The organism is Amycolatopsis sp. NBC_01480 (assembly GCF_036227205.1).
Classification (GTDB): Bacteria; Actinomycetota; Actinomycetes; order Mycobacteriales; family Pseudonocardiaceae; genus Amycolatopsis.
The window spans coordinates 5,946,790-5,969,558 of sequence record NZ_CP109442.1 but is presented as its reverse complement, the minus strand read 5'-3'; the positions used below and the strand labels follow the sequence as shown (position 1 = coordinate 5,969,558).

General features: G+C 72.2%; 20 protein-coding genes. 4 read left to right on the top strand and 16 right to left on the bottom strand.

The features are described 5' to 3' along the window. Positions 1-3 precede the first annotated feature (3 nt). Positions 4-720: an LON peptidase substrate-binding domain-containing protein gene (locus OG371_RS28580; RefSeq protein ID WP_329058328.1), complete on the top strand. Its 717-nt coding sequence runs from the start codon at positions 4-6 to the stop codon at positions 718-720. Between the two features lie 60 nt (positions 721-780). Here OG371_RS28580 and OG371_RS28575 read toward each other — a convergent pair whose 3' ends face one another. From OG371_RS28575 to OG371_RS28535, 9 genes are all read right to left on the bottom strand, one after another. Continuing rightward, positions 781-1,386, bottom strand: a complete 606-nt coding sequence (locus tag OG371_RS28575) for a DUF2567 domain-containing protein (RefSeq protein WP_329058327.1) — start codon at positions 1,384-1,386, stop codon at positions 781-783. A 69-nt stretch (positions 1,387-1,455) separates the two neighbouring features. Beyond that, positions 1,456-1,662, bottom strand: a complete 207-nt coding sequence (bsaP, locus tag OG371_RS28570) for a biotin synthase auxiliary protein BsaP (protein ID WP_329058325.1) — start codon at positions 1,660-1,662, stop codon at positions 1,456-1,458. Continuing rightward, positions 1,649-2,674 (bottom strand): biotin synthase BioB, encoded by a 1,026-nt coding sequence (gene bioB, locus OG371_RS28565; RefSeq protein ID WP_329058323.1) that lies wholly within the window; start codon positions 2,672-2,674, stop codon positions 1,649-1,651. The genes bsaP and bioB overlap by 14 nt, the downstream gene beginning before the upstream one ends. A gap of 75 nt (positions 2,675-2,749) precedes the next feature. After that, on the bottom strand, positions 2,750-3,469 hold the full coding sequence (gene bioD, locus OG371_RS28560; RefSeq protein WP_329073286.1) for a dethiobiotin synthase: 720 nt from the start codon (positions 3,467-3,469) through the stop codon (positions 2,750-2,752). 92 nt (positions 3,470-3,561) lie between these two features. After that, complete coding sequence (locus OG371_RS28555) at positions 3,562-5,748, bottom strand: bifunctional SulP family inorganic anion transporter/carbonic anhydrase (protein ID WP_329058321.1); 2,187 nt, start codon at positions 5,746-5,748, stop codon at positions 3,562-3,564. Between the two features lie 295 nt (positions 5,749-6,043). After that, positions 6,044-8,290 carry a bifunctional SulP family inorganic anion transporter/carbonic anhydrase gene (locus OG371_RS28550; protein ID WP_329058319.1) on the bottom strand — a complete coding sequence of 749 codons (2,247 nt, stop codon included), beginning with the start codon at positions 8,288-8,290 and terminating at the stop codon, positions 6,044-6,046. Positions 8,291-8,519: 229 nt separating this feature from the next. Continuing rightward, the gene (locus OG371_RS28545; RefSeq protein WP_329058317.1) at positions 8,520-9,806 is read right to left on the bottom strand and encodes an adenosylmethionine--8-amino-7-oxononanoate transaminase; all 1,287 of its coding nucleotides are present in this window, start codon (positions 9,804-9,806) and stop codon (positions 8,520-8,522) included. Between the two features lie 25 nt (positions 9,807-9,831). After that, complete coding sequence (locus OG371_RS28540) at positions 9,832-11,034, bottom strand: cytochrome P450 family protein (protein ID WP_442875997.1); 1,203 nt, start codon at positions 11,032-11,034, stop codon at positions 9,832-9,834. A 43-nt stretch (positions 11,035-11,077) separates the two neighbouring features. Beyond that, entirely contained in the window at positions 11,078-11,491 is a 414-nt protein-coding gene (locus OG371_RS28535; protein ID WP_329058315.1) for an SRPBCC domain-containing protein, read from the bottom strand. Positions 11,492-11,555: 64 nt separating this feature from the next. On the opposite strand from OG371_RS28535, the gene OG371_RS28530 reads away from it, so the two are divergent. Next, on the top strand, positions 11,556-12,191 hold the full coding sequence (locus OG371_RS28530) for a uridine kinase (protein ID WP_329058314.1): 636 nt from the start codon (positions 11,556-11,558) through the stop codon (positions 12,189-12,191). A 131-nt stretch (positions 12,192-12,322) separates the two neighbouring features. Here the strand turns inward: OG371_RS28530 and OG371_RS28525 are convergent, their stop codons facing one another. The 4 genes from OG371_RS28525 to OG371_RS28510 all read right to left on the bottom strand — a co-directional run bounded on the left by OG371_RS28525 (position 12,323) and on the right by OG371_RS28510 (position 16,840). Further along, a complete protein-coding gene (locus tag OG371_RS28525) occupies positions 12,323-13,480 on the bottom strand; it encodes a glycosyltransferase family 4 protein (RefSeq protein ID WP_329058312.1) in 1,158 nt (385 codons plus the stop codon). 81 nt (positions 13,481-13,561) lie between these two features. Beyond that, positions 13,562-14,626: a C40 family peptidase gene (locus tag OG371_RS28520; protein ID WP_329058310.1), complete on the bottom strand. Its 1,065-nt coding sequence runs from the start codon at positions 14,624-14,626 to the stop codon at positions 13,562-13,564. A 423-nt stretch (positions 14,627-15,049) separates the two neighbouring features. Continuing rightward, positions 15,050-15,307 carry a hypothetical protein gene (locus OG371_RS28515; RefSeq protein ID WP_329058308.1) on the bottom strand — a complete coding sequence of 86 codons (258 nt, stop codon included), beginning with the start codon at positions 15,305-15,307 and terminating at the stop codon, positions 15,050-15,052. An 87-nt stretch (positions 15,308-15,394) separates the two neighbouring features. Beyond that, a complete protein-coding gene (locus tag OG371_RS28510) occupies positions 15,395-16,840 on the bottom strand; it encodes an NYN domain-containing protein (RefSeq protein WP_329058306.1) in 1,446 nt (481 codons plus the stop codon). A 96-nt stretch (positions 16,841-16,936) separates the two neighbouring features. Here OG371_RS28510 and OG371_RS28505 point away from each other — a divergent pair, with 96 nt between their 5' ends. Beyond that, positions 16,937-18,655, top strand: coding sequence for a DEDD exonuclease domain-containing protein (locus tag OG371_RS28505; protein WP_329058305.1), 1,719 nt, complete (start codon positions 16,937-16,939; stop codon positions 18,653-18,655). 50 nt (positions 18,656-18,705) lie between these two features. Then, positions 18,706-18,990 (top strand): Lrp/AsnC family transcriptional regulator, encoded by a 285-nt coding sequence (locus tag OG371_RS28500; RefSeq protein ID WP_329058303.1) that lies wholly within the window; start codon positions 18,706-18,708, stop codon positions 18,988-18,990. 80 nt (positions 18,991-19,070) lie between these two features. Here the strand turns inward: OG371_RS28500 and qcrB are convergent, their stop codons facing one another. From qcrB to qcrC, 3 genes are read right to left on the bottom strand one after another with little or no spacing between them, the layout of a single operon-like run. Next, the gene (gene qcrB / locus OG371_RS28495) at positions 19,071-20,765 is read right to left on the bottom strand and encodes a cytochrome bc1 complex cytochrome b subunit (RefSeq protein WP_329058302.1); all 1,695 of its coding nucleotides are present in this window, start codon (positions 20,763-20,765) and stop codon (positions 19,071-19,073) included. Beyond that, entirely contained in the window at positions 20,762-21,913 is a 1,152-nt protein-coding gene (gene qcrA / locus OG371_RS28490; RefSeq protein ID WP_329058300.1) for a cytochrome bc1 complex Rieske iron-sulfur subunit, read from the bottom strand. The genes qcrB and qcrA overlap by 4 nt, the downstream gene beginning before the upstream one ends. Next, positions 21,910-22,728 carry a cytochrome bc1 complex diheme cytochrome c subunit gene (gene qcrC, locus OG371_RS28485; protein ID WP_329058299.1) on the bottom strand — a complete coding sequence of 273 codons (819 nt, stop codon included), beginning with the start codon at positions 22,726-22,728 and terminating at the stop codon, positions 21,910-21,912. Before qcrC ends, qcrA begins: the two co-directional genes overlap by 4 nt. Positions 22,729-22,769 lie beyond the last annotated feature (41 nt).

The following is a 22,769-nucleotide window of genomic DNA, read 5'->3' as shown; positions in this document are numbered from 1 at the left end:
CGCGTGACCGAGCCGGAGCAGGACCCCAGCGGGACGGCGACCCTGCCGTTGTTCCCGTTGCAGACCGTGCTGCTCCCCGGCACCCATCTGCCGCTGCACATCTTCGAGCCGCGCTACCGGCAGCTGGTGTCGGATCTGGTCGGCGGGACCGTGCCCGACCGCGAATTCGGCGTGATCGCGCTGCGTGCCCCCTTGGTGCGTGAGGTCACCGGTCTGGACCACGTGTACGGCATCGGCTGCGCCACAGTGCTGCGCGAAGCCAAGCGCCTGCCCGACGGCCGGTACGAAGTGGTCAGCACGGCCAGCCGGCGCTTCCGGCTGCGGGAGATCGACGGCACCTCGGCGCCGTACCTGATCGGCGAGGTCGACTGGCTGCCCGACGAGGTGGTGCCGGCGGCCGCGAACGACACCGCGGCCCGGCTCGGCGAGGTCGCGCGCGCGGCGCACCAGCGTTACTGCGAGGCGGCCTGGCACGCCGAGGACTGGCACTCCCCCGCCGACGACGCCGACATCGCCGAGCTGGCCTACCAGCTGGCGGCGGACTGCCTGCTGCCCGTCGAGGACCGCCAGCTGCTGCTGGAGGAGGCGCATCCGCTGCGCCGGCTGCGGATCGTCTGCCGCCTGCTCACCCGCGAGACCGGCTTCCTGTCCACGCTCAGCGCGGTGCCCCTGCCGCCCACGGAGCTGGCCGACTTCACCAAGCCCGCCAACCTGAACTGACCAAACCGCTCGTGAGTGTTCATGCCGGTTCTCACCGTCATAAACACTCACGAGCCCTTCTCAGCCGAGCCGGCGGCCCAGGTCTTCCCGGCCGTTCCAGGCGGTCAGCATCGCGTACACCAGCGAGGTCATCAGTGGCGCGACCACCAGCACCCAGCCGGACTCCAGCCGGGGCGCCTGCGCGACCACGGCGCCCAGCGCGGGGGCAGCGTCCACCGCGTACTTCGAGTTCACGAACGCGGCCCCGAGCTGCGTGCCCAGCCAGGCAGCGAGGGTGGCCCCGCCGGCCGCGGCCAGGAAGACCACCGGGCCGCGGCGCTCACGCATCAGCCACGCGACGATGCCGATCAACAGCCCGGTGGCGAGCGCAAGGAAGCCGTAGATCGCCAGATCGTCGAAGCGGTGCCAGCTCTCCAGCTCCAGCGGGGCGAGCTGGCCGTCGCCGGTGACCACGCGCACCCGTTGCGGTGGCGCCATCAGCGACCACAGCCAGCCGAGGGGGATGCCCAGCAGGCCGGCGGTCGAAAGCACGCTCACGGCGGGCAGCAGGTCCGCCTTCACCACGACCCTGGGCCGCCGGCGGTCCGGCGGGAAGAGCACCGGAACCGACCAGGCCTCGGCCACGGCGGACGACCGGTGTGCTGCCTTGCCCGCGGAATCAACCACCCCGGACTCCCTCCCCTGCGCGTGTGCGGAACCGAGCGTAACCGGTCGCCGCCCGGAGGTCACCCGCGGTCAGCCGCCGGCGGTTTCGCCGTGCCGGCTGCACCTCGCCGTCCAGCCCACCGGGGTCACCTGCACCACCAGCCGCCGCGCGCAGAACACGCAGAAGCGCGGCGGCTCCAGCTCCGTACGCGGGTTGTGGCAGGCCTCGTGGTCACGGCCCCCGGCCGACGGCTGTCCACAGTGGACGCAGTAGCCGGGTTGGTCAGAGGCTGTCACTGAGCGCCTTCACCGGCATCTTCAGCTCGTCGAGCATCTTCAGGTCGGCGCTCGCCGGACGGCCCAGGTTGGTCAGGTAGTTGCCGACGATGATCGCGTTGACCCCGCCGAGCATGCCCTGTTCCGCGCCGAGGTCGCCGAGCGTGAGCTCACGGCCGCCGGCGAAGCGCAGCATCGTGCGCGGCATCGCGAGCCGGAACGCCGCGACGGTGCGCAGCGCGTCCTTGCCCTCGACGATCTCGTAATGCTCGTACGGCGTGCCGGGCTGCGGGATCAGGAAGTTCATCGGCACCTCGTGCGGGCTCAGCTGCGCCAGCTGCACGGCGAACTCCGCCCGCTGCTCGACCGTCTCGCCCATGCCGATGATGCCGCCGCAGCAGACCTCCATGCCCGCCTCGGCGACCATCCGCAGGGTGTCCCAACGCTCCTCCCACGAGTGCGTGGTGACCACGTCCGGGAAGTGCGAGCGCGCCGTCTCGAGGTTGTGGTTGTAGCGGTGCACGCCCATCTCGACCAGCTCGTCGACCTGCTCCTGGGTGAGCATGCCGAGCGAGCAGGCGATCTGGATGTCGTTGCCGTCCGCGCGGATTGCCTGCACGCCCTCGCGGACCTGCGAGAGCAGCCGCTGGTCCGGGCCGCGCACGGCGGCGACGATGCAGAACTCGGTCGCGCCCGTCTCGCGGGTCTGGCGCGCGGCCTTGACCAGGCCCGGCACGTCCAGCCAGGCCGAGCGCACCGGCGACGGGAAGCGCCCGGACTGGGAGCAGAAGTGGCAGTCCTCGGGGCAGCCGCCGGTCTTCAGGCTGACGATGCCTTCGACCTCCACCTCGGGCCCGCACCAGCGCACGCGGACCTCGTGGGCGAGCTGCAGCGCGTCGGTGAGCCGCTCGTCGGGCAGCCGCAGCACGGCCAGCACCTGCTCCTCCGACAGCCCCACGCCCCGCTCGAGGACCTGCTCGCGCGCGACGGCGAGCACGTCACCGATGTCGGTCTTCCCGGGGGCAACGGTCACGATTTCTCCTCGTCCGTGGTGGTCTTCTCACCCGTCATCGTGCCTGAGCGCCCGGCGGCGAGGCTGCGACACCCGTCACTTCTGCGCGGACACGCTCCCCGCGAACGTCTCGGGGTCGAACTCGCCGCCGAACCACGGCGACAGCTCGTGGCGCACCCGCTCGGCGAAGGTATCGCGGTTCGCCTCGCCCAGCCCCTCGGACAGCACCCCCAGCAACGGCGCGCCCGCGGCTTCCGGCAGGTCGCGCAGGTTTTCGACGGCCGCCAGATCCGGGACGGCGGGCCAGGACCCGATCACGACGCCGGCCACGTTCAGCCCGCGCCGCGTCGCGACCTCCGCGGTCAGCGCGGTGGCGTTGAGCGTGCCGAGGCCGGCCTCGGCGACGATGACCACGGGCGCGCCGAGCGCCCACGCCACGTCCGCCAGCCCGCTGCCCTGCGGGTCGAACCGGACGAGCAGGCCGCCCGCGCCCTCCACCAGGGTCAGGTCGTGGTCGGCGTCCAGCCCGCCGGCCGCGGCCGCGATCTCGCCCGGCCCCAGCGGCGGCAGCCCGCTGCGGCGGGCGGCCGCCTCCGGGGACAGCGGGTCCGGGTAGCGCCGCAGCTCGAGGGTGGTCAGCCCCGGACCGGCCAGCCGCACGACCTCGTCGAGGTCACCCGGCTCGTCCGGGGCCACCCCGGTCTGCGCCGGCTTGAGCACGGCCACCCGCCGCCCCTGTTCGAGCGCGAGGGCCGCGATCGCCGCCGTGGTGATCGTCTTCCCGACGCCGGTCCCGGTACCCGTCATCACCAGCATGGTCACGGGCCATCAACTTAGTCGCCCGCCCCGCGGCCACACCACGGCCCGGGCTTCCATCGGATGAATCCCGCGGTTCGCGGCGCCCGGGCTCACCCGCCGTTGCCGGTGACGGCGGGCGTGCCCGCGGCGACAAACGCCCCGGTCACCGGGTCGGACAGGGACACCAGCGCCTCGCCGACGTCGAAGTACAGCCCGGTCAGCACGAGGTCACCGCGCCGCTCGGCCTCGGCGACCATCGGGTACTCGCGCAGGTGCTCGAGCTGCTGGAGCACGTTGTGCAGGGCCAGCCGGTCCGGCTCCCGCGCCGGCCGCTCGCCGTCCAGCGTCACCGGGCCGCGGCGGTTGCGGCTCGGCTCGGCGTGCCGCAGCCACGCCTCGAGCGCGGTCCCCGGCGGCGGGCCGTCGGCCAGCGCGCCCATCGCCCCGCAGCCGGAGTGACCGCAGACCACGATCTCGCGCACGCCCAGCACCCCGACCGCGTACTCCACCGCGGCGTTCATCGACGGGTCCGCCTGCCCGGGCGGCACCAGGTTGCCGATGTTCCGCAAGGTGAACAGGTCGCCCGGGCCGCTGGTGGTGATCAGGTTCGGCACGATCCGGGAGTCGCCGCAGGTGATGAACATGGTGTGCGGCCGCTGGCCGTCGGCGAGGCCGCTGAGCGTCTCCCGCAGCAGCGGCGCGGCCCGGCGCTGGAACTCGGTGGCGCCGCGGCGCGTCGGGTGCGCGCGCTGGCCGGGCACGTGGACGTCGGCCGCCTGCCAGTCCGACCACGGCGCGAGCCAGCGCGGCACCGCCCCGGCCGCGCCGGTGCGCCGCACGGTCGGCTTCCCGTCCCGGCCGTTGGCCAGCCACGGGTGGCCGACCTCGTCGACGGTCACGGTGCCACCGGCCCGTTCGTGCGCCTGCTGCCAGCTGATCAGGCTCTCGAACGAGGCGTGGTCGAGGTAGTCGACCACCAGCTCGAGGGTCACCGTCGCGCCTTCCGGGACGGTGCCGAGCACCTTCGTCAGCCGCGGCACGGAAAGGAACGTGAGCACGCCCTCCACCACCACGCGCCAGCGCTCGCCGTCGCGCTCGACATGGATGCCGGACCACACGGTGCGGCGCAGCATCAGCAGCAGGGCCAGCACGATCCCGGCGATCACGCCGGTGAGCAGGTCGAACACCACCACACCGGCCAGCGTGACGAGGTACAGCGCGAGATCGCCGTGGCGCAGCACCTGCTTGAGGTGCCCGGGGTTCACCAGCTTGGCGCCGACGTGCACCAGCAGGCCGGCCAGCGCGGCCAGCGGGATGTTCTGGATCAGCCCGGCGAGCACGACCACGAACACCAGCACCCACACCCCGTGCAGGATCGCGGACGCGCGGGTCTTGGCACCTGCGGACACGTTGGTCGAGCTGCGCACGATCACGCCGGTCACGGGCAGCCCGCCGAGGGCGCCGGAGACCATGTTGGCGGCGCCCTGGCCGACCAGCTCGCGGTCGAGGTTGGAGCGGGCGCCGTTGTGCAGCTTGTCCACGGCGACCGCGGACAGCAGGCTCTCGACGCTCGCGATCAGCGCGATCGACACGGCGGCGACGGCGACGTCCGCCCAGCCGCCCCCGGGCAGCTCGGGCGCGAACCGGATCTGCAGCAGGTCACCGGGCAGCTCGACGCGCGGCAGCGTCATCCCGGCGACCACGGACGCGACGGTGGCCACGGCGATGGCCGCGAGCGGGCCCGGCACCTTCCGCACCGCGGCCGGCAGCCGCGGCCAGAGCACCAGGATGACGATGGTGAGCAGGCCGATCATGGTCGCGGCGTCGTGATGGGCGACGATCTGCGCGGGCAGCTCGGCGATGTTCTCGATCGCGGAGCTCTGCGCCTTCCCGCCGAGGATCACGTGGAGCTGGCCCAGCACGATCGTCACGCCGATGCCGGCCAGCATGCCGTGCACGATCGCGGGCGAGATGGCGAGCGCGGCCCTGGCGATCCGGCTGAGCCCGAGCAGCACCTGCAACGCCCCGGCGGCGACCGTGATCAGGCAGGTCACCGCCCAGCCGAAGGTGTTGATCGTCTCGGCCATGATCACGGTCAGCCCGGCGGCGGGCCCGCTGACCTGCAGCGGCGACCCGCCGAGCGCCCCGGCGACCACACCGCCGACGATCGCCGCGATCAGCCCCGCGACGATCGGGGCACCGGAGGCCAGCGCGATGCCGAGGGACAGCGGGACAGCGACCAGGAACACCACCAGGGAGGCGGGTACGTCGTGACGAAGCACGGCAAGAGGTCTCATGATCACCAGGAAACCGGTGATCGTGTGAAATGTCCGCTATGTCTCGCCTGATGGAGTGAATTTATATCGCACACCCCACTTTCGGGTTGCGCTGTGGATCAAGGGATGGGAAAAGCGTCCCACCTGTTGTGACAGGCCTTGGTCAAGTGTCCCAACGGGCCCCGTCGGCAGCTGCGCCGAAAGTGGCCCGGACCTGCGCCTGAACTGCTCGTGAGTGGCTATGACGGTTCTAACCGGCATAGCCACTCACGAGCCCTAATGCGTCAATGCGTCAATGCGTCAGTGCGTCAGTGCGTCAGTGCGTCGCGGCACCGGCCGGGACGAAGTCGCGTCCGGCCGCGTCGAGGAGCGACACCTGGGCGCCGCCGACGTCGAAGTACATGCCCGTCAGCGTCAGTTCGCCGCGGGACAGCGCCGCCCCGACGACCGGGTACCGGCGCAGGTGATCCAGCTGCTGCACGACGTTGTGCAACGCCAGCTGGTCGGCTTCGGCGTCCGGACGGCGTCCGTCCAGCAGCAGCGGGGCCTCGCCCGCCCGGCGGCGCAACGACGCCTCGCCGTGGCGCAGCCAGCTGCCCAGCTGGGCCATCCCCTCGGGCGCCTGCCCGAGCAGCGCCTTCATCGCGCCGCACGAGGAATGCCCGCACACCACGATTTCCGGCACCTTCAGCACGCCCACTGCGTACTCGATCGCAGCGCCGACGGAGGAGTCCGAAGCGTCCGACGCGGTGGGCACCAGGTTGCCGATGTTCCGGACCGTGAACAGGTCACCCGGCCCGGACGTGGTGATCAGGTTCGGCACGATCCGCGCGTCGCCGCAGGTGAGGAACAGCGTGTGCGGCTGCTGGCCGTGCGCCAGCCCGCTGAGGGTGTCGCGCAGCAGCGGCGCGGTGCGGCGCTGGAACTCCGAAGCGCCGCGGCCCAGCGGGGAATCCGTCCGCTGCCCGGGCACGACGGCGTGCTCGGCCTGCCACTGCGACCACGGCGCGAGCCACCGCGGCACCACGCGCGCGGCGACGCTGCGCCGTACCGTCGGCTCCCCCGAGCTGCCGCGCTGGAACCACGGGTGCCCGATCTCGTCGACGGTCACCGTGCCGCCCGCCCTGGCGTACGAGTGCTGCCAGTCGCGCAGGCAGTCGAACGCGGCGTGGTCGAGGTAGTCCACCAGAAGTTCGAGGGTGACGTCGGCGCGCGCGGGCACCTCCGTGAGCACTTTGGTCAAGCGGGGCACGGAAAGGAACGTCAGCGCGCCCTCGATCACCACCCGCGCCCGGCCGTCGGCGGACTCGACGTGCACGCCGGAGTAGACCATCCGCCGCAGCATGAACACGAGCGCGAGCAGGACCCCGGCAGCCACCCCGGTCAGCAGGTTCACCGCGACTGCACCGGCGACCGTCACCGCGTACACCGCGATGTCGCCGTGACGCAGGACTTCCTTGAGCGCCGGGACGTTCACCAGCTTCGCCCCGACGTACACGAGCAGGCCGGCCAGCGCCGCGAGCGGGATGTACCGCAGCACACCGGTGAGCAGGAGGCAGAACGCGAGGATCCAGCAGCAGTGCAGGATCGCCGACGCGCGGGTCCGGGCGCCCGCCTCGTAATTGGTCATGCTGCGCACGATCACGCCCGTCACGGGCAGCCCGCCGAGCGCGCCGGCGGCGACGTTCGCCGCGCCTTGCCCGATCAGCTCCCGGTCGAGGTCGGTGCGCTTGCCGCCGCGCAGTTTGTCCACGGACACCGCGGAAAGCAGGCTCTCGAGGCTGGCGATCAGCGCGACGGTGACCACCGCGACGCCCACGCCCGCCCAGCCGCCGTCCGGCAGGCGCGGCACGAGGCTCAGCGACGGCGGCGAGCCCGGCAGGTCGATCCGCGGCAGCGTCATGCCGGTGACCACCGAAAGCCCGGTGGCGACGGTGATCGCGGCGAGCGGGCCGGGCACCTTCCGTACCGCGGCGGGCATTTTGGGCCACACCACCAGGATCGCGACGGTGAGCACGCCGATCAGCACGGCCTGGTCGTGGTGCCCGACGATCTGGCCGGGCAGGGCGAGCAGGTTCGCCACCGCGGAGCCCTGCGCGCGGCCGCCGAGCACCACGTGCAGCTGGCCGAGCACGATCGTCACGCCGATGCCCGCGAGCAGGCCGTGCACGATCGCCGGCGAGATGGCCAGCGCGGCGCGCGCCACGCGAGTGAGTCCGAAGAGGATCTGGAGCAGGCCGACGCCGACGGTGATGGCGCAGGTGACGGCCCAGCCGTAGGTGGAGATGGTGTCGGCGAGCACCACGGTCAGTGCCGCGGACGGGCCGCTGACCTGGAGTGCCGAGCCGCCGAGCAGGCTCGCGACCAGTCCGCCGACGACGGCGGAGATCAGGCCCGCGAGCAGCGGGGCCCCGGCGGCGAGCGCGATGCCGAGGGAAAGGGGTACGGCCACGAGGAAAACGACCAGTGAGGCCGGCAGGTCGTGGCGCAGGAGGGTCAGCACGGGGTGGTCGCGCCGGGGCGGGGGTCCGGTGTCGTGTTCTCCGCGAACGATCTCGATCATGCCGGTAGGAAAGCGGAAAACCGGCGAAAAGTCCGCTACGCGAACGGGCTTCAGGTTCGCTTGTGAATGCGGTAACTAGGACGTAAAGGATCTTCCTCGCCAACCAGTTAGAGCATGACGAAGCACGGCACACCTGATCGCGTGGAAACCCCAGATTTTCGACGAGTCCGCGTGGCCCGCCGTCAACACACCGTGATGGATGAGCCAGGTCACACCCGTTGGGGTGAATTCAGGCTTTTTCGGCTGCGGCGAGCATCGCGCCGGTGATCACGGCCAGGTCCTCGTCACCCGTCACGTACGGCGGCATCGCGTAGATCAGGTCGCGGAACGGCCGCAGCCACGCGCCGTTCGCCGTCACGATGTCGGTCGCGAGGCCCAGGTCCACCTCGTGGTCCAGCTGCAGCACGCCGATGGCGCCGAGCACGCGCACGTCCCGCACGCCCGGCAGGTCGCGCGCCGGCTCCAGGCCCCGCCGCAGGCCCGTCTCGATGCGGGCGACGTCGCCCTCCCAGGCGCCGTCGGCGAGCAGCCCCAGCGACGCGTTCGCGACGGCCGAGGCGAGCGGGTTGCCCATGAACGTCGGCCCGTGCGCCAGCACCGGCAGCTCGCCACGGGCGATGGCCTCGGCGATCTCGGGCGTGCACAGCGCGGCGGCCATCGTGAGGTAGCCCCCGGTCAGCGCCTTGCCGAGGCACAGCACGTCGGGCGTCACGCCGGCGTGCTCCGCCGCGAACATCCGGCCCGTGCGGCCGAAACCGGTGGCGATCTCGTCGAACACCAGCAGCACGTCGTGCTTTCGCGTGAGCTCCCGCAGCGCGCGCAGGTAACCGGGGTGGTGGAAGCGCATGCCGCCGGCGCCCTGCACCACGGGTTCGACGATCACCGCGGCCAGTTCACCGGCGTGCTCGGCCAGCGCCGCGTCCAGCATGTCCACATAGGACTGTTCCGGCGGGGCGGCGAAGCCCGCGGGCGGCTCGGGCACGAACACCTGCTCCGGCAGCACCCCCCGCCACAGCGAGTGCATGCCGCCGTCCGGATCGCACACGCTCATCGGCGTGAACGTGTCACCGTGGTAGCCGCCGCGCCAGGTCAGCAGCCGCCGTTTCGCCGTCCGGCCGCGCGAACGCTGGTACTGCAGGCACATCTTGACCGCGACCTCGATCGAGACCGAGCCGGAATCGCACAGGAACACGTGCTCGAGGCCCTCGGGCGTCAGGTCGACCAGCGTTTTCGCCAGCGTGATCGCGGGCTCGTGGGTGAGCCCGCCGAACATCACGTGGCTCATCCGGCCGGCCTGCCTCATCAGCGCGGCGTCGAGCACCGGGTGCCGGTAGCCGTGGATCGCCGCCCACCAGGACGACATGCCGTCGATCAGCTCCCGGCCGTCGGCCAGGCGGAGCCGCACCCCGCCGGCCTCGGTGACCAGCAGCGGCGGCACCCGGCCCGGCATCGGCGCATACGGGTGCCAGACATGGGCGGCGTCGAGGGCGAGCAGGTCGGCGGCGCTGGTTTCCACCCGCCGACCCTACGTCGCCCCCGGCTCAGCGCAGCAGCACGGGCAGCTCCTGCAGGCCGTGCACGAGGGTGCTGTTGCGGTAGCGCAGCTGGTCCGGCTCGACGGCCAGGCGCAGGTCCGGGAACCGCGCGAGCAGCCCGCCCAGCGCGATCTCGGCCTCCAGCCGGGCCAGCGGAGCGCCGACGCAGTAGTGGATGCCGTGCCCGAACGCCACGTGCCCGCCCGCGGGCCGCGTGACGTCCAGCTCGTCCGGATCGGGGAAGCGCTCCGCGTCGCGGTTCGCGGCCAGCAGCGACACCTGGACGAACTCGCCCTCCGGGATCGTCGTGCCACCGACCTCGATCGGCTCCTTGGTGAACCGGATGGTGGCGATGTTGATCGGGCCGTCGAAGCGCAGGAACTCCTCGACCGCGCCGGGCAGCAGGCTCGGGTCGGCCCTCAGCTTCGCCAGCTGCTCGGGCGCGCGCAGCAGCGCCAGCGTCGCGTTCGCGATCAGGTTCACCGTGGTCTCGTGGCCCGCGACCAGCAGCAGGAAGGCCATGGAGACCAGCTCTTCTTCGTCCAGCGAGTCACCCTCGTCGGTGGTCAGCACGAGGTCGGACAGCAGGTCCGGCCCCGGCTCGGCGCGCTTCTGCCCGACCAGCGCGGTCAGGTATTCGTGCATCGAGTGCCCGGCCGACTGCATCTGCTCGGCCTCGGCGGACGAGAGCAGGATGTTGGACCAGCCGGTGAACTCGCCGCGGTCCTCCTCGCGGATCCCGAGCAGCTCGCAGATCACCGTGATCGGCACCGGTCCGGCGTACGCCGGCATCAGGTCGACCTGGTCGCGGCCCGCCATCTCGTCGAGCAGCGCCGCGGTGATCTCTTCGATCCGCGGGCGGAGCCGGGCGACCGTGCGGGCGGTGAACGCCTTGTTGATCAGCTTGCGCAGCCGCGTGTGCTGCGGCGGGTCGGCATTCAGCATGTGCGCGGCGAGCGCCTCGCTGAAGACGGCGTTCTCCGGGCCGATCTTCGCCGCGATCAGCTGGTGCGCGCCGGCGCTGTCCTTGCTGATGCGCGGGTCGTTCAGCAGCGCGCGGGCGTCCTCGTAGCCGGTCACCAGGTACGACGGCGTGCCGCGCGGCATGGCGATCGGGCGCACCGGGCCCTCGTCGCGCAGCCGCGCCAGCGTCGAATGGGTGTGCTGCATGAATTCTTCGCCCATCGCGGGCACTTCTTCCACAGTCACGCGATTCCCCCGGAGTCGGTGTGTCCGGCCGGTGCTCCCGGCCTCAGCGCTCGGCCAGCGCCGCCGCGACGCGCTCGGTCACGTCCTTCCAGTATGCCCGCTGCTCGGCGCGCTCCGCGGCGTCGGCGAGCCATTCCTGGTGGAACTTGAGCGTGCTTCGCCGCCCCTGGTCCACCACCGTCAGCTGCAGCGTGGAGTCGTGGTCCCAGTCCTTCGGGCGCCAGGTCAGCCGCACCCGGGTGCCCTCGTGGAAGCTGCGGATCTCCCCGGTGATGCCGTTCGCCGTCTCGTACCCCTCGCCGCGCCCGCGCGGCAGCTCCACCCCGGCGCCGAGCCAGACCTCCACGCCCTCGCGGCCCAGCAGGAACTCCCACAGCCGCGCGCCGGAATACGGCAGCGTGCGGGAAACCCCTATCTCCCAACCACTTTGCGCGGTTTTCCCCACCTCTTCACTCATGCCCCCATCATGGCATCCGGCACCGACAAAACCCGCCGGCGGCCGGGGTGCAGGATCTTCTGCTGTGCGCTACCGACCCATTTCCCCCGCCGCGCTGGCCGCCGAGCTGACCGCCCGCATCGACTCGCTCACCCAGCGCGGGCGCCTGGCGGTGGCGGTGGACGGCGCCGACGGCGCGACCGCGACCGCCGAGCTGGCCGACGCCCTGGCCGATCCCCTGCGCCTGCTGGGCCGCCCGGCCGTGCGGGTGCCGGCCCGCGGGTTCCTGCGCCCCGCGTCGCTCCGGTTCGAGCACGGCAAGCGCAACCCGGACGCGCGCTACACCGACTGGCTCGACCTGGGCGGCCTGCGCCGCGAGGTGCTCGACCCGCTCGCCGAAGACGGCACGGGCGAGGTCCTGCCCGCGCTGTGGGACCCCGAGCGCGACCGCGCCACCCGGCTCCCCCGCGTCCCCGTGCCCGAGCGCGGCGTGGTGCTGGTGGACGGGGAGTTCCTGCTGGGCGCCGGCCTCAGCTTCGACCTGGTCGTGCACCTGTGGCTGTCACCGGCCGCGCTGCGCCGACGCGTGCCTGAGGACGCCCAGTGGGCGCTGCCCGCGTACGAGCGTTACGAGGAAGAGGTCGACCCGAGCACGCTGGCGGACGTCGTGGTGCGCGTGGACGACCCGCGCCACCCAGCCGTTTACGAACCCGAGTCCTGACCCCCGCCTGAGCCCCGCCGATGCGCCCCAATGTGGCGTTCGGTGCTCCGGCCCTGCCCCACCACCACCCTCAACGGAGGCGCTCCACGCCCAGCCTTGATTCCACGCAACCAACGCCGCATTGGGGCGCTTCACCGGACCGAGGAAACCGGATCGCCGTCGAGCAGGCCGGAGAGCCGCGCCGCCATGGTGTCCCAACGCCAGTTCTCCTTGACCCAGGCGCGGCCCGCCTCGCCCATCCGGCGGGCGTGCACGGGGTCGGCCAGCAGGGCGGCCAGCGTCTCGCGCAGCTGGCCGACGTCCCGCCCGTCGACGACGTGGCCGGTCACCTCGTCCAGCACCGCCTCGGGCGCGCCGCCGGAGGTGCCCGCGACGACCGGCAGCCCGGTCGCCGACGCCTCCAGGTAGACGATCCCGAGCCCCTCCACGTCGAGGCCCTTGCCGCGGGTGCGCGCGGGCATCGCGAACACGTCGCCCGCGTTGTAGTGCGCCGGCAGCTCGGACCACGGCACGGAGCCGGTGATCACCACATGCTCGCTCACGCCGAGTTCGCCGGCCAGCTGCGTCAGGTGCTTGCGGTACGGGCCGCCGCCGACGATCAGCAGCGCCGCGCCCGGCACGCGCTCGCGCAGCCCGGGCAGCGCGCGGATCAGCATGTCCTGGCCCTTGCGCGGCACCAGCCGCGAGACGCACACCACCGTCGGGCGGTCGCCGAGGCCGTGGCGCGCGCGGATCTCCTCTCGCGCGCCGGCGTCCGGGGCGAACAGTGTGGTGTCCACTCCTGACGGCAGCAGCTCCAGCCCCGCCAACGGCCCGAAGGCCGCAGCGAAGCGCCTTCGCGTGTACTTGCTGACGTACGTGAGCACGTCCACCGTGTCGCCGATCCGGCGCAGGGCCTGCCGCGAGCCCGGCAGCATCGACCAGCCGACCTCGTGCCCGTGCGTGGACGCGACCACCCGGCGCGCGCCGGCCTGGCGCAGCGGCTGCCCCAGCAGCGCGAGCGGCGCCGCGGCGCCGAACCACACGGCTTCGCAGTCCCTCGCGCGCATGATCTGCTTCGCGCGGCGCAGCACGTCGGGCGTCGGCAGCATCAGCGACGTCGGGTGCCGGACCACCTCGAACGGCGCGGCGGCGTCGAACTCGACGTGCGAACCGGACTTCCCCTCCCACGACGGCGCGTAGACGACCAGGTCGTCCCCGGGCAGCCGGGTGGCCAGCGAGTTGAGGTAGTTCTGGATCCCCCCGGGGCGCGGCGGGAAGTCGTTGGTCACGAGCAGGGTCCTCAGCACACCCGGAAGGCTACTGAGGCGCGCGGACGCGAAACGGGGCGGCACCGCAGTCGCGGTACCGCCCCGTTCGAAGGGTCCTGCTCAGCTCACGCGGCGGGCGCCGACGTACTGGCTCTGCAGCGGCGAGATCTTGACGACGTCACCGGAGGTCGGCGCGTGCACCATCTTGCCGTCGCCCAGGTACATGCCGACGTGCGACACGGGCGTGTAGTAGAACACCAGGTCACCCGGCTGCAGCTGGCTGCGCGAGACCGCGGTGCCGAAGGTCGACTGCTCCCGGCTCGAGCGCGGCAGCGTGATGCCGGCCTGCTTGTAGGCCCACTGCATCAAGCCCGAGCAGTCGAACGTCGACGGGCCGGTCGCGCCCCAGACGTACGCGCTGCCGAGCTTGCTCAGCGCCGCGTTGATCGCCTGCTGCGCCTGCGGCCCGGGAGCCGGGACGTTCGGCGCGGCACCGCCGGTGTCGCTCTGCGAGGCCTTGTCCGACTTGCTCAGGAAGCTGTACTGCTTCGTCAGCGCGTCGGTCTGGTCCTTCAGCGACTGCTGCTTGGCCTTGATGTCCTCGGTCAGCTTCGCCGCGGCGTCACGGGCGTCCGTGGCCTTCTTGGCGGAGTCGGTCGCGAGCTTCTCGGCGGCCGCCGCCTTCTGCACCGCGTCGGACAGCCCGCTGAGCGCGGCGTCTTTCTCGGCGGCGATCTGGTCCAGGGCCGAGGAGCGCTCGAGGAACTCCTGCGTGGAGGTCCCGGCGAGCAGCGCCGAAAGCTTGTTCATCTGGACACCGGAGAGGAACGAGGCGCCGGCGAACTTGTCGACGTCGACCCGGTACTTCTTCTCGTTGCCCGCGGCCTGGGCCGCCTGGTCCTTGGCGGCGTTGACCCCGGCGTTGGCCTTGTCCAGGTCGGCCTGCCTGGCGGTCAGGTCGTCCTGGGCCTTGAGGAGGTCCTCGTTCGCCTTCTCGGCCTGCGCCGCGAGGTCGCGGTACTTGGCGAGGGCGTCCGAGCTCGAGCCTGAGTCGGGAGGGGCCTGGAGGGAGGGGGAGGGAGCTGCGTTGGCTGTGGCGGCCGGCTGGGCCACGGCGACGATAGCGAACACCGAGGCCGCCGCGAGGGCACCTGACACCACGCGCTTGACTGGATGCGACTGCACGGTCGCGCGTGTCTCCTTTGCTGTCGGGCCGCCGTCCGGAGCCTCGGCGCCGAAGAGGTCGGGGGCCCTCTTCCGCACGCCCACCGCCCGCGTTCCGGCCGTGCTTCAGCGCATCAGCCTCACGCACGCGGTGTGGTCCCGGTACCTGCTCCCCGACAAAGCCGGTCCGGCGGCGATCCCGTGTCGCCGTCTTGCCGACGGCTGCTGGCCACGAGATCTCGGACAGGTTACGAAAAGACCGCGACCACGTCCACTAGGCCCCCCGTAAAAACTCTCCGTAGTTCGGCGAAACACCATCGGACCAGCAGGGGAGGAAATATGTGACGGCGGTCATACTGCACGGTGTCATTCCGGCACTAATCAGCTACGTACCGTTCACCCGATCAGATCGACCACTCGGCGCGGCGGCCTCCCCCGGCCGGGTCAGGCGGACCTCCGTTCCGGCCCGGTCACCAGGCGCAGCCGCGGCACCATCCCCGCTTCGGCGAGCGCGTCGACCGCCCGCCGTTCGTCCGCGTCCCAAGCGAGCGCGACGGGTGGGCCGAGCAACGCGCTCACCACGCAGTCGCCGCACGCGTCGCCACGCACCGCGCAGCGGTCGCAGTCGACCACCAGGTCGCCGATGTCCGCCAAACCGATGTCCAGCGCGCCGGGCGGGCGGCGCAACGGGCTCTCGTCCATGTGGGTCTCCTCACCCAGCCGTGCTTCCTGAACACACGGTAGGAGCCACCACCGACAATTCCGGCGCGGCGGGAGCAGACGCGGGTGTCAGACCCGGCCGAGCCGGCTGACCAGCACGGCCGACGGCGCCGGGTGCGCCCCGGCCGCGCGCACGGAGTCGGCGACCGCCCGGTCGGACGTCGCCACCACCATCGGGCGGCCCTTCGGCTCCGCCGCGACCAGCGCGCGGATCACGTCGTCGGCCAGCACGCCGCGGTCGGAGAACAGCACCCGCACGCCACGGGGCACGGCGGCGGGCACGGACAGCACGCCCGCCCCGTCGAAGACCACGGTGACCTCGGCCGCGGTCCGGGCGGCGAGGGCGGAGAGCTGGTGGATCAGCCGGTCGCGCTGGTCGGCCAGGGCCAGCTCGGGATAACCGGTCTTGGTGACGTTGTAGCCGTCCACGATCAAGTGGACGTTCGGCAGCGCCAGGTGCCGGTCCAGCGCCGGGACGTCCTGGATCCGGCCGCCGGGCCCGAGCCCGGAGGTCACGCCGCGCACCATGTCCGCGGGCCGCGCGCCGCGGTCGCCGAGGGCGAGTTCCCGGCGCAGGCCGCTGACCGCCCCGTCGATCGTGTCGATCAGCAGCGCCAGCCGCACCTCGTCGGCCTCACGGGCCTCGCGCGCGGACTGACGGGCGATCTCGGCGTCCGCGGACGCGCGTTCGGCCCGGGCCCGCTCGGTGGCCACCCGCTGCCGCTCACGGCCCAGCTGGGCGTTCAGCGCCTCGAGTTCCACGGCCCGCGCCGCTCCCCCGCGGTCGGCCTCGTCCCGCGCCGCCTCGGCCGCGTCCTTGGCCTGGCGCAGCTGCACCCCTTGTTCGCGCAGCCGGCGCAACAGCTTCTCGACCTCGGCCTCGCGCTCCCCACGGACGTTCTCCGCGGCCCCGCGCGCCTGTTCGAGCTCCAGCCGCAGCTCGGCCAGCTCGGCCTCCAGCCGCTGGTTCCGGGCCAGCGCGGCGTCACGCTCGGCGCGCAGCGCGGTCTCCTCGGCGTTCTTGGCGACCAGCCGGACCCGCCCGGCCGCGCCGGACTCGCCGAGCAGCACCGCGGCCGCCGCGGCGGAGACGGATTCGGCGGCGTTCGGGTCGAGCACGTCGGTGCGGTGCTCCCGCAGCCATTCGATCACCGCGGTGCGGAACTGCGCCGAGTCGCCCAGCGCCGCCAGCAGCGCCGTGCCGCCCAGCTTCGCGCGCTTGGCGGGGGCGAACTTCGCCACCGGCCGGAGCTGCCGCGGCACGTCCGCCACCGGCAGCTTGGCCACGGCGGCGGCCGCCAGCTCGGCGATCCGCTCGCGCACCGCGTCCGGCAGCGCGGACCAGGTGGCGGGCTCGGGCGCGCCGGCCGCGTCCACAGTGTCCGCCGCGCCTGCGGCGTCGGCCGTGTTTACCGTGCCCACAGTGCCAACAGTGGCCTCGCCGGCCCGCGCCGGGACGGCCGAGGGGCCGACGGCATCCCCGGTTTCGTCCGGTTCCACGGGCTGTGGCTGCATTGGTCCAGGGTAGGCCCCGCCGTCGGATCGCGCGCCGTGCGCCACCCGCTGCTCACGTCCCGGGATTGTCGGTGGGCCGTCCTAGGGTGCGCGATCATGGACACCGGACCGCGGCCCGGCCAGGCGCAGCTGGCCTTCGACGAGCTCGGCACCCCGTTGCGGGACACCACGTTCGTCGTGTTCGACCTGGAGACCACCGGGACCAAGCCGGGGCCGGACGGGATCACCGAGATCGGCGCGGTCAAGGTGCGCGCCGGCCAGGTGCTGGGCGAGTTCGCCACGCTGGTCAACCCGGGCGCGCCGATCCCGCCGCAGATCGTGGAGCTGACCGGGATCACCCAGGCGATGGTCTACGACGCGCCGCGGATCGAGCGCGTGCTGCCCGCGTTCCTCGAGTTCATCGCCGGCGCCGTGCTGGTCGCGCACAACTCGGGCTTCGACACCAGCTTCATGCGGGCCGCCTGCGAGGGTCACGGTTACGTCTGGCCGCGCGCGACCGTGGTCTGCACGGTGAAGCTCGCCCGGCGCGTGATCCCGCGCGAGGAGGCGCACAGCTACCGGCTCTCGTCGCTGGCGATGCTGCTCGGCGCGCGCACCCGGCCCACGCACCGCGCGCTCGACGACGCCAGGGCCACTGTCGACGTGCTGCACGCGCTGCTGGAGCGGGTCGGCAACGTCGGTGTCCACACCCTCGAAGAACTTGTGGACTACCTGCCGGAGGTCACCGCCGCGCAGCGCCGCAAACGGCACCTGGCCGCCGATCTGCCCGCGCGCCCGGGCGTCTACCTGTTCCGCGGGCCGCGGGCCGAGGTGCTGTACGTCGGCACCGCGCGTGACCTGCGAAGGCGCGTGCGGCAGTACTTCACCGGGTCGGAGAGCCGCGGCCGGATCCGCGAAATGGTCGCGCTGGCCGAGCGCGTCGAGGCGATCGAGTGCGCCCACTCGCTGGAGGCCGAGATCCGCGAGCTGCGGCTGATCGCGGCGCACCGGCCGATGTACAACCGCCGCTCGAAGAACCCGCACCACGCCTGGTGGATCGGCCTGACCGACGAGGCCTTCCCGCGGCTGTCCGTGGTGCGCCTGCCGCGCGCGGGCACGCTCGGGCCGTTCCGCAGCCAGTCCGACGCGCGCACGGCGGCGGACACGCTCGCGGGCGCGGCCGGGCTGCGCACGTGCACCCAGCGCATCTCGGCGAAGTCGGCCTCGGGCACCCCATGTGTGCTGTTCGAGCTGGGACGGTGCGGGGCGCCGTGCGCGGGACGCCAGACCGTCGAGGAGTACTCCCCCGGCGTCGCGGCGGCCCGCGAGCTGATCGAAGGCCGCGACGGCAGCCCGCTGCACACCGCCGCCGCGCAGCTGGAACGGCTCTCCGGCGGGCAGCACTACGAGCAGGCCGCGCGCCACCGCGACGAGCTGGCGGACCTGGTCCGCGCCGTCGGCCGGGCCCATCGGCTGGCCGCGCTGGCGTCGATCGCCGAGCTGATCGCCGCCAACCCGGACGGGAACGGCGGCTGGGAGCTGTCGGTGATCCGGTTCGGCAAGCTCGCGTCCGCCGGGGTCGCGCGCCGGGGCGTGCCGCCGATGCCGGTCGTGGAGCAACTGGTCGCGGCCGCCGAGACGGTGCTGCCCGGCGAAGGGCCGCTGCACGGCGCGTCCGGCGAGGAGGTCGGCGTCCTGTTGCGCTGGCTGGCACGGCCCGGCGTCCGCTTGGTCCGCACCACCCGGCCCTGGGCCGAGCCCACGGCCGTCGCGGGCTGGCGCGGCTGGCTCGACCTCGCGGCGGGCGCCCGGACGCTGGAGCGGGTGGCGGGGTGACCCGGCTACGATCGCGCTCGTCGGTTACCGCCAGGGAGTGGAGGAACGCTGTGATCACGGCGATCGTGCTGATCAATCTAGAGGCCGACTCGATCCCGGAGGCCGCGCAGGCGATCGCGGACCTGGACGGGGTCACCGAGGTCTACTCCTGCGCCGGCGACGTCGACCTGATCGCCACCGTGCGGGTCAAGGCCCACGAGGACCTGGCCGACCTGGTCCCCGGCCGCATCGGCAAGGTCGGTGGGGTGCTGGACACCGTCACGCACATCGCGTTCCGCTCCTACTCGCGCGCGGACACCGACTCGGCGTTCGAGATCGGCGTCGAAGGCGTCTGAACGCGGGCCGCACAGCGACACAACGGCGAAAGCCCCTCCACCCGCCTGGGTGAAGGGGCTTTCGCCGTCACTGAAGGAATCTAGTGCCCGGAGCCGATCTGGTGCGGCTCCGCCGCTGCCTCGTCGTCCGAACCGGCCGCGTGCCCGTTGCTGCTGCCGTTGCCGTTGCTGCTGCCGTTGTGCCCGTGCTGCCCGGCGCGCTCCAGCGCGGCCGACTCCTCCGGCGGGTCCGGCCGCAGGAGCGACCCGGGAACGGCGTGCCCGGCGGTGCCGAGCTTGTTCATCTTCTTCGGCACCGTCGCGCCCTGGTACTCCAGCGGGATGGCGTGGCCGTGGCTGTCCGTCCCGCCCAGCGGCTGGTGGATCTCGATGAACTCACCGTGCGGCAGGCGCTTGATGATGCCGGTCTCGACCCCGTGCTCCAGCACCTCGCGGTCGGCCCGCTGCAGGCCGAGGCAGAGCCGGTAGGTCAGGTAGTACGCGACCGGCGGCACCAGCAGCACGCCGATGCGCCCGGCCCAGGTGGTGGCGTTCAGCGAGATGTCGAACTGGTCGGCGATGATGTCGTTGAAGCCCGACAGCTCGATGACCAGGAAGAACCCGAGCGCCATCGCACCCAGCGCGGTGCGGACCGGTGCGTCGCGCGGCCGCTGCAGCAGGTTGTGGTGCGCGGTGTCCTTGGACAGCTTCCGTTCCAGGAACGGATACGCCAGCAGCAACCCGATCAGCACCGGCATGCCCACCGCACCGGGGAAGAACACCGCCGGGATCGTGTAGTTCCCGAGGTAGACCTCCCAGGCCGGCCAGATCCGCAGCATGCCGTCGGCCCAGGCCATGTAGAAGTCGGGCTGCGAGCCCGCCGAGACCTGCGCCGGGTTGTACGGGCCGAAGTTCCACACCGGGTTGATCTGGAACAGGCCCGACATCAGCGCCAGCACGCCGATCACCAGGGTGAAGAAGGCCCCGCCCTTGAGCGCGAACACCGGCATGATGCGGATGCCGACGACGTTCGTCTCCTTGCGCCGCACGCCCGGGAACTGCGTGTGCTTCTGGTACCAGACCAGCGCCAGGTGCGCGCCGATCAGGGCCAGCATGATGCCCGGCACCAGCAGGATGTGGATCGTGTAGAGCCGCGGGATGATCTCTTTGCCCGGGAACTCGCCGCCGAACAGCGCCCAGTGGATCCAAGTGCCGATCACCGGCACCGAGAGCACGATGCCCGACAGGGTCGCGCGGATACCGGTACCCGACAGCAGGTCGTCCGGGAGCGAGTAGCCGAAGAAGCCCTCGAACATGCCCAGCACCAGCAGCAGGCTGCCGATCACCCAGTTCGCCTCACGCGGGCGCCGGAACGCGCCGGTGAAGAAGATCCGGAGCATGTGGACCATCATCGAGGCGACGAAGATCAGCGCCGCCCAGTGGTGCAGCTGGCGCACGAACAGGCCGCCGCGCACGTCGAACGAGAGGTCCAGCGTGCTCGCGAACGCCTTGGACATCTCCAGGCCCTGCATGTTCTGGAAGCTGCCGTGGTAGACGACCTCCTCCATGGAGGGGTCGAAGAACAGCGTCAGGTACACACCCGAGAGCAGCAGGATGATGAAGCTGTAGAGCGCGATCTCGCCGAGCAGGAACGACCAGTGCGTCGGGAAGACCTTGTTGAACTGGTGCCGCAGGCCCTTGGCCATGTGGTAGCGCTGGTCCGCACCCTCGGCAGCCGCGGCCAGCTGCTTCTCGAGCGCGCTCGTGCCCTTCGTGGGCGTGGTGAGTGAACTCATGACTTACGCTCCCAAAAGGCCGGACCAATGGCCTCGATGAAGTCGCTCCGCGCGACCAAGTATCCCTCTTCGTCAACCGTGATCGGCAGCTGGGCCAGCGGCCGGGTGGCCGGGCCGAAGATGGGCTTGGCGTAGTGCAGTGCGTCGAACTGCGACTGGTGGCACGGACAGAGGATGCGGTTCGTGCGCTGCTCGTACAGGGAGGTCGGGCAGCCGACGTGGCTGCAGATCTTCGTGTACGCGTAGTAGTCGCCGAAGTTGAAGTCCTCTTGGCCCTTGCGCTTCACCACGCGCGCGGCGTCCGTGGTGCGCAGGCGGATGAGCATGACCGGGTTGTCCACCCGGGTCAGCGCGGCGGCCAGCGCTTCGCGGTCGCCCTTTTCCGAGTCGCGGTACGGGAACACGGTCTCCATGGCGCCCGCGTCGAGGTCCTCGACCCGCACCCGGGTGACGCCCTTCTCGACGTCCTCGTCCAGGCTGCCGGTGTTGCGCCGCAGGTAGACCTTCTCGCCCTGGAACTTCGGCTGCCAGCCGGTGTGCCAGAGCGAGTCCTCGTTGTTCGTGTCCTTCCAGGGGTCCTTGATGAAGGACGCCACCGGCAGGGCCGCGGCCGCGAGGCCGAGCACGCCGGCCCCGCCGATCGCGGTGCGCTTGATCAGCGACCGGCGCGCGATGGTGCTGCGGTTCCCGGCGTCGGCCAGCTGCGCCAGGATCGTCGCGCGGTCGACCTCTTTGGACGGACCGTCGCCGCGCTGCTGCACGGAGGTCTCGGCCGGCACGAACTTCTTCGTGTAGAGGATCACGCCGATGCCCAGCGCCAGCACCGCGACACCGAGCGTGACGCCCAGCGCCGGGGTGTACAGGCTGTACGTCTCGTGCCCGGTCGGGTCGCTCGGCGCCTTGTATTCCCACCACTTCGGCCACGCGAGCACGACCACAAAGGCCAGTCCGGCGAGCGCCGAGAGCACGAACCAGAACGCGACCAGCCGCTCCGCGCGCCGCTCGGCGCGGGTGTTCTTGACCGGCCAGGGTTCCGGGTAGTCCACGATCTCGACGCCGTCGAGCTCACCGCCCAGCTTCAGCAGCTGGTCGCGGTCCATCTCAGCCAGCTCCGCCTCCGAGGGCGGCTGGGGCCCTTCGGCACTCATGCCTTCGATCCAATCCACAGTGTCACGCCGATGAGCGCGCCGATTCCGACTACGAAAGCGATCAGGCCCTCCGAGGCGGGGCCGACCCCGCCGAGGCCGTTGCCGCCGGGGTCGTTGTTGCCGTCGGACACCGACTTCACGTACGCCACGATGTCCTTCTTCTCCTCCGGGTTGAGCTGCCGGTCGGAGAATTTGGGCATGTTCTGCGGGCCGGTGAGCATCGCGTCGTAGATCTGCTCTTCGGTGGCCGGGTCCAGGTTCGGCGCGTACTTGCCCGCCGAGAGCGCGCCGCCACGGCCGGTGAAGTTGTGGCAGGACGCGCAGTTGAGCCGGAACAGCTCGCCGCCGCGAGCCGGGTCGCTGCCGCGCAGCGCCGCGCCGGTTTCGGCCGGCCGCTGGACGCCCCCGCCGTGCGCCTGCACGTACGCGCCGACTGCGTCGATCTCGCTCGGGGTCAGCTTCGGCGGCTTGCGCTCGGCCTGCGCTTCCTGGCGGGCGGCGGGCATCCGGCCGGACGAGGTCTGGAAGTAGACGGCCGCGTCGCCGATGCCGATCAGGCTCGGGCCGCGGTCCTTGACGCCCTCGAGGTTCGCGCCGTGGCACTCGATGCAGGTGTTGTTGTAAACCTGCTCCCCCTGGCGCAGCAGCGCCGGGTCGCCCTGGGCCTGCGCGGTCTGCGGCTCGGGCGCGAACACGGCGTACAGCGCGCCGGCTCCCACCAACGCGACACCGAGTGCGAGCAGGCCGGCGAAACGCCTGCGCAGCTTCGAGCGCGCGCGGAACCGGCGCTCCGGGGACTTATTGCTGGTGGTCATCTTTCGGCAACCCTTGCTGTCAGTTCGGGCCGATGGGGCTG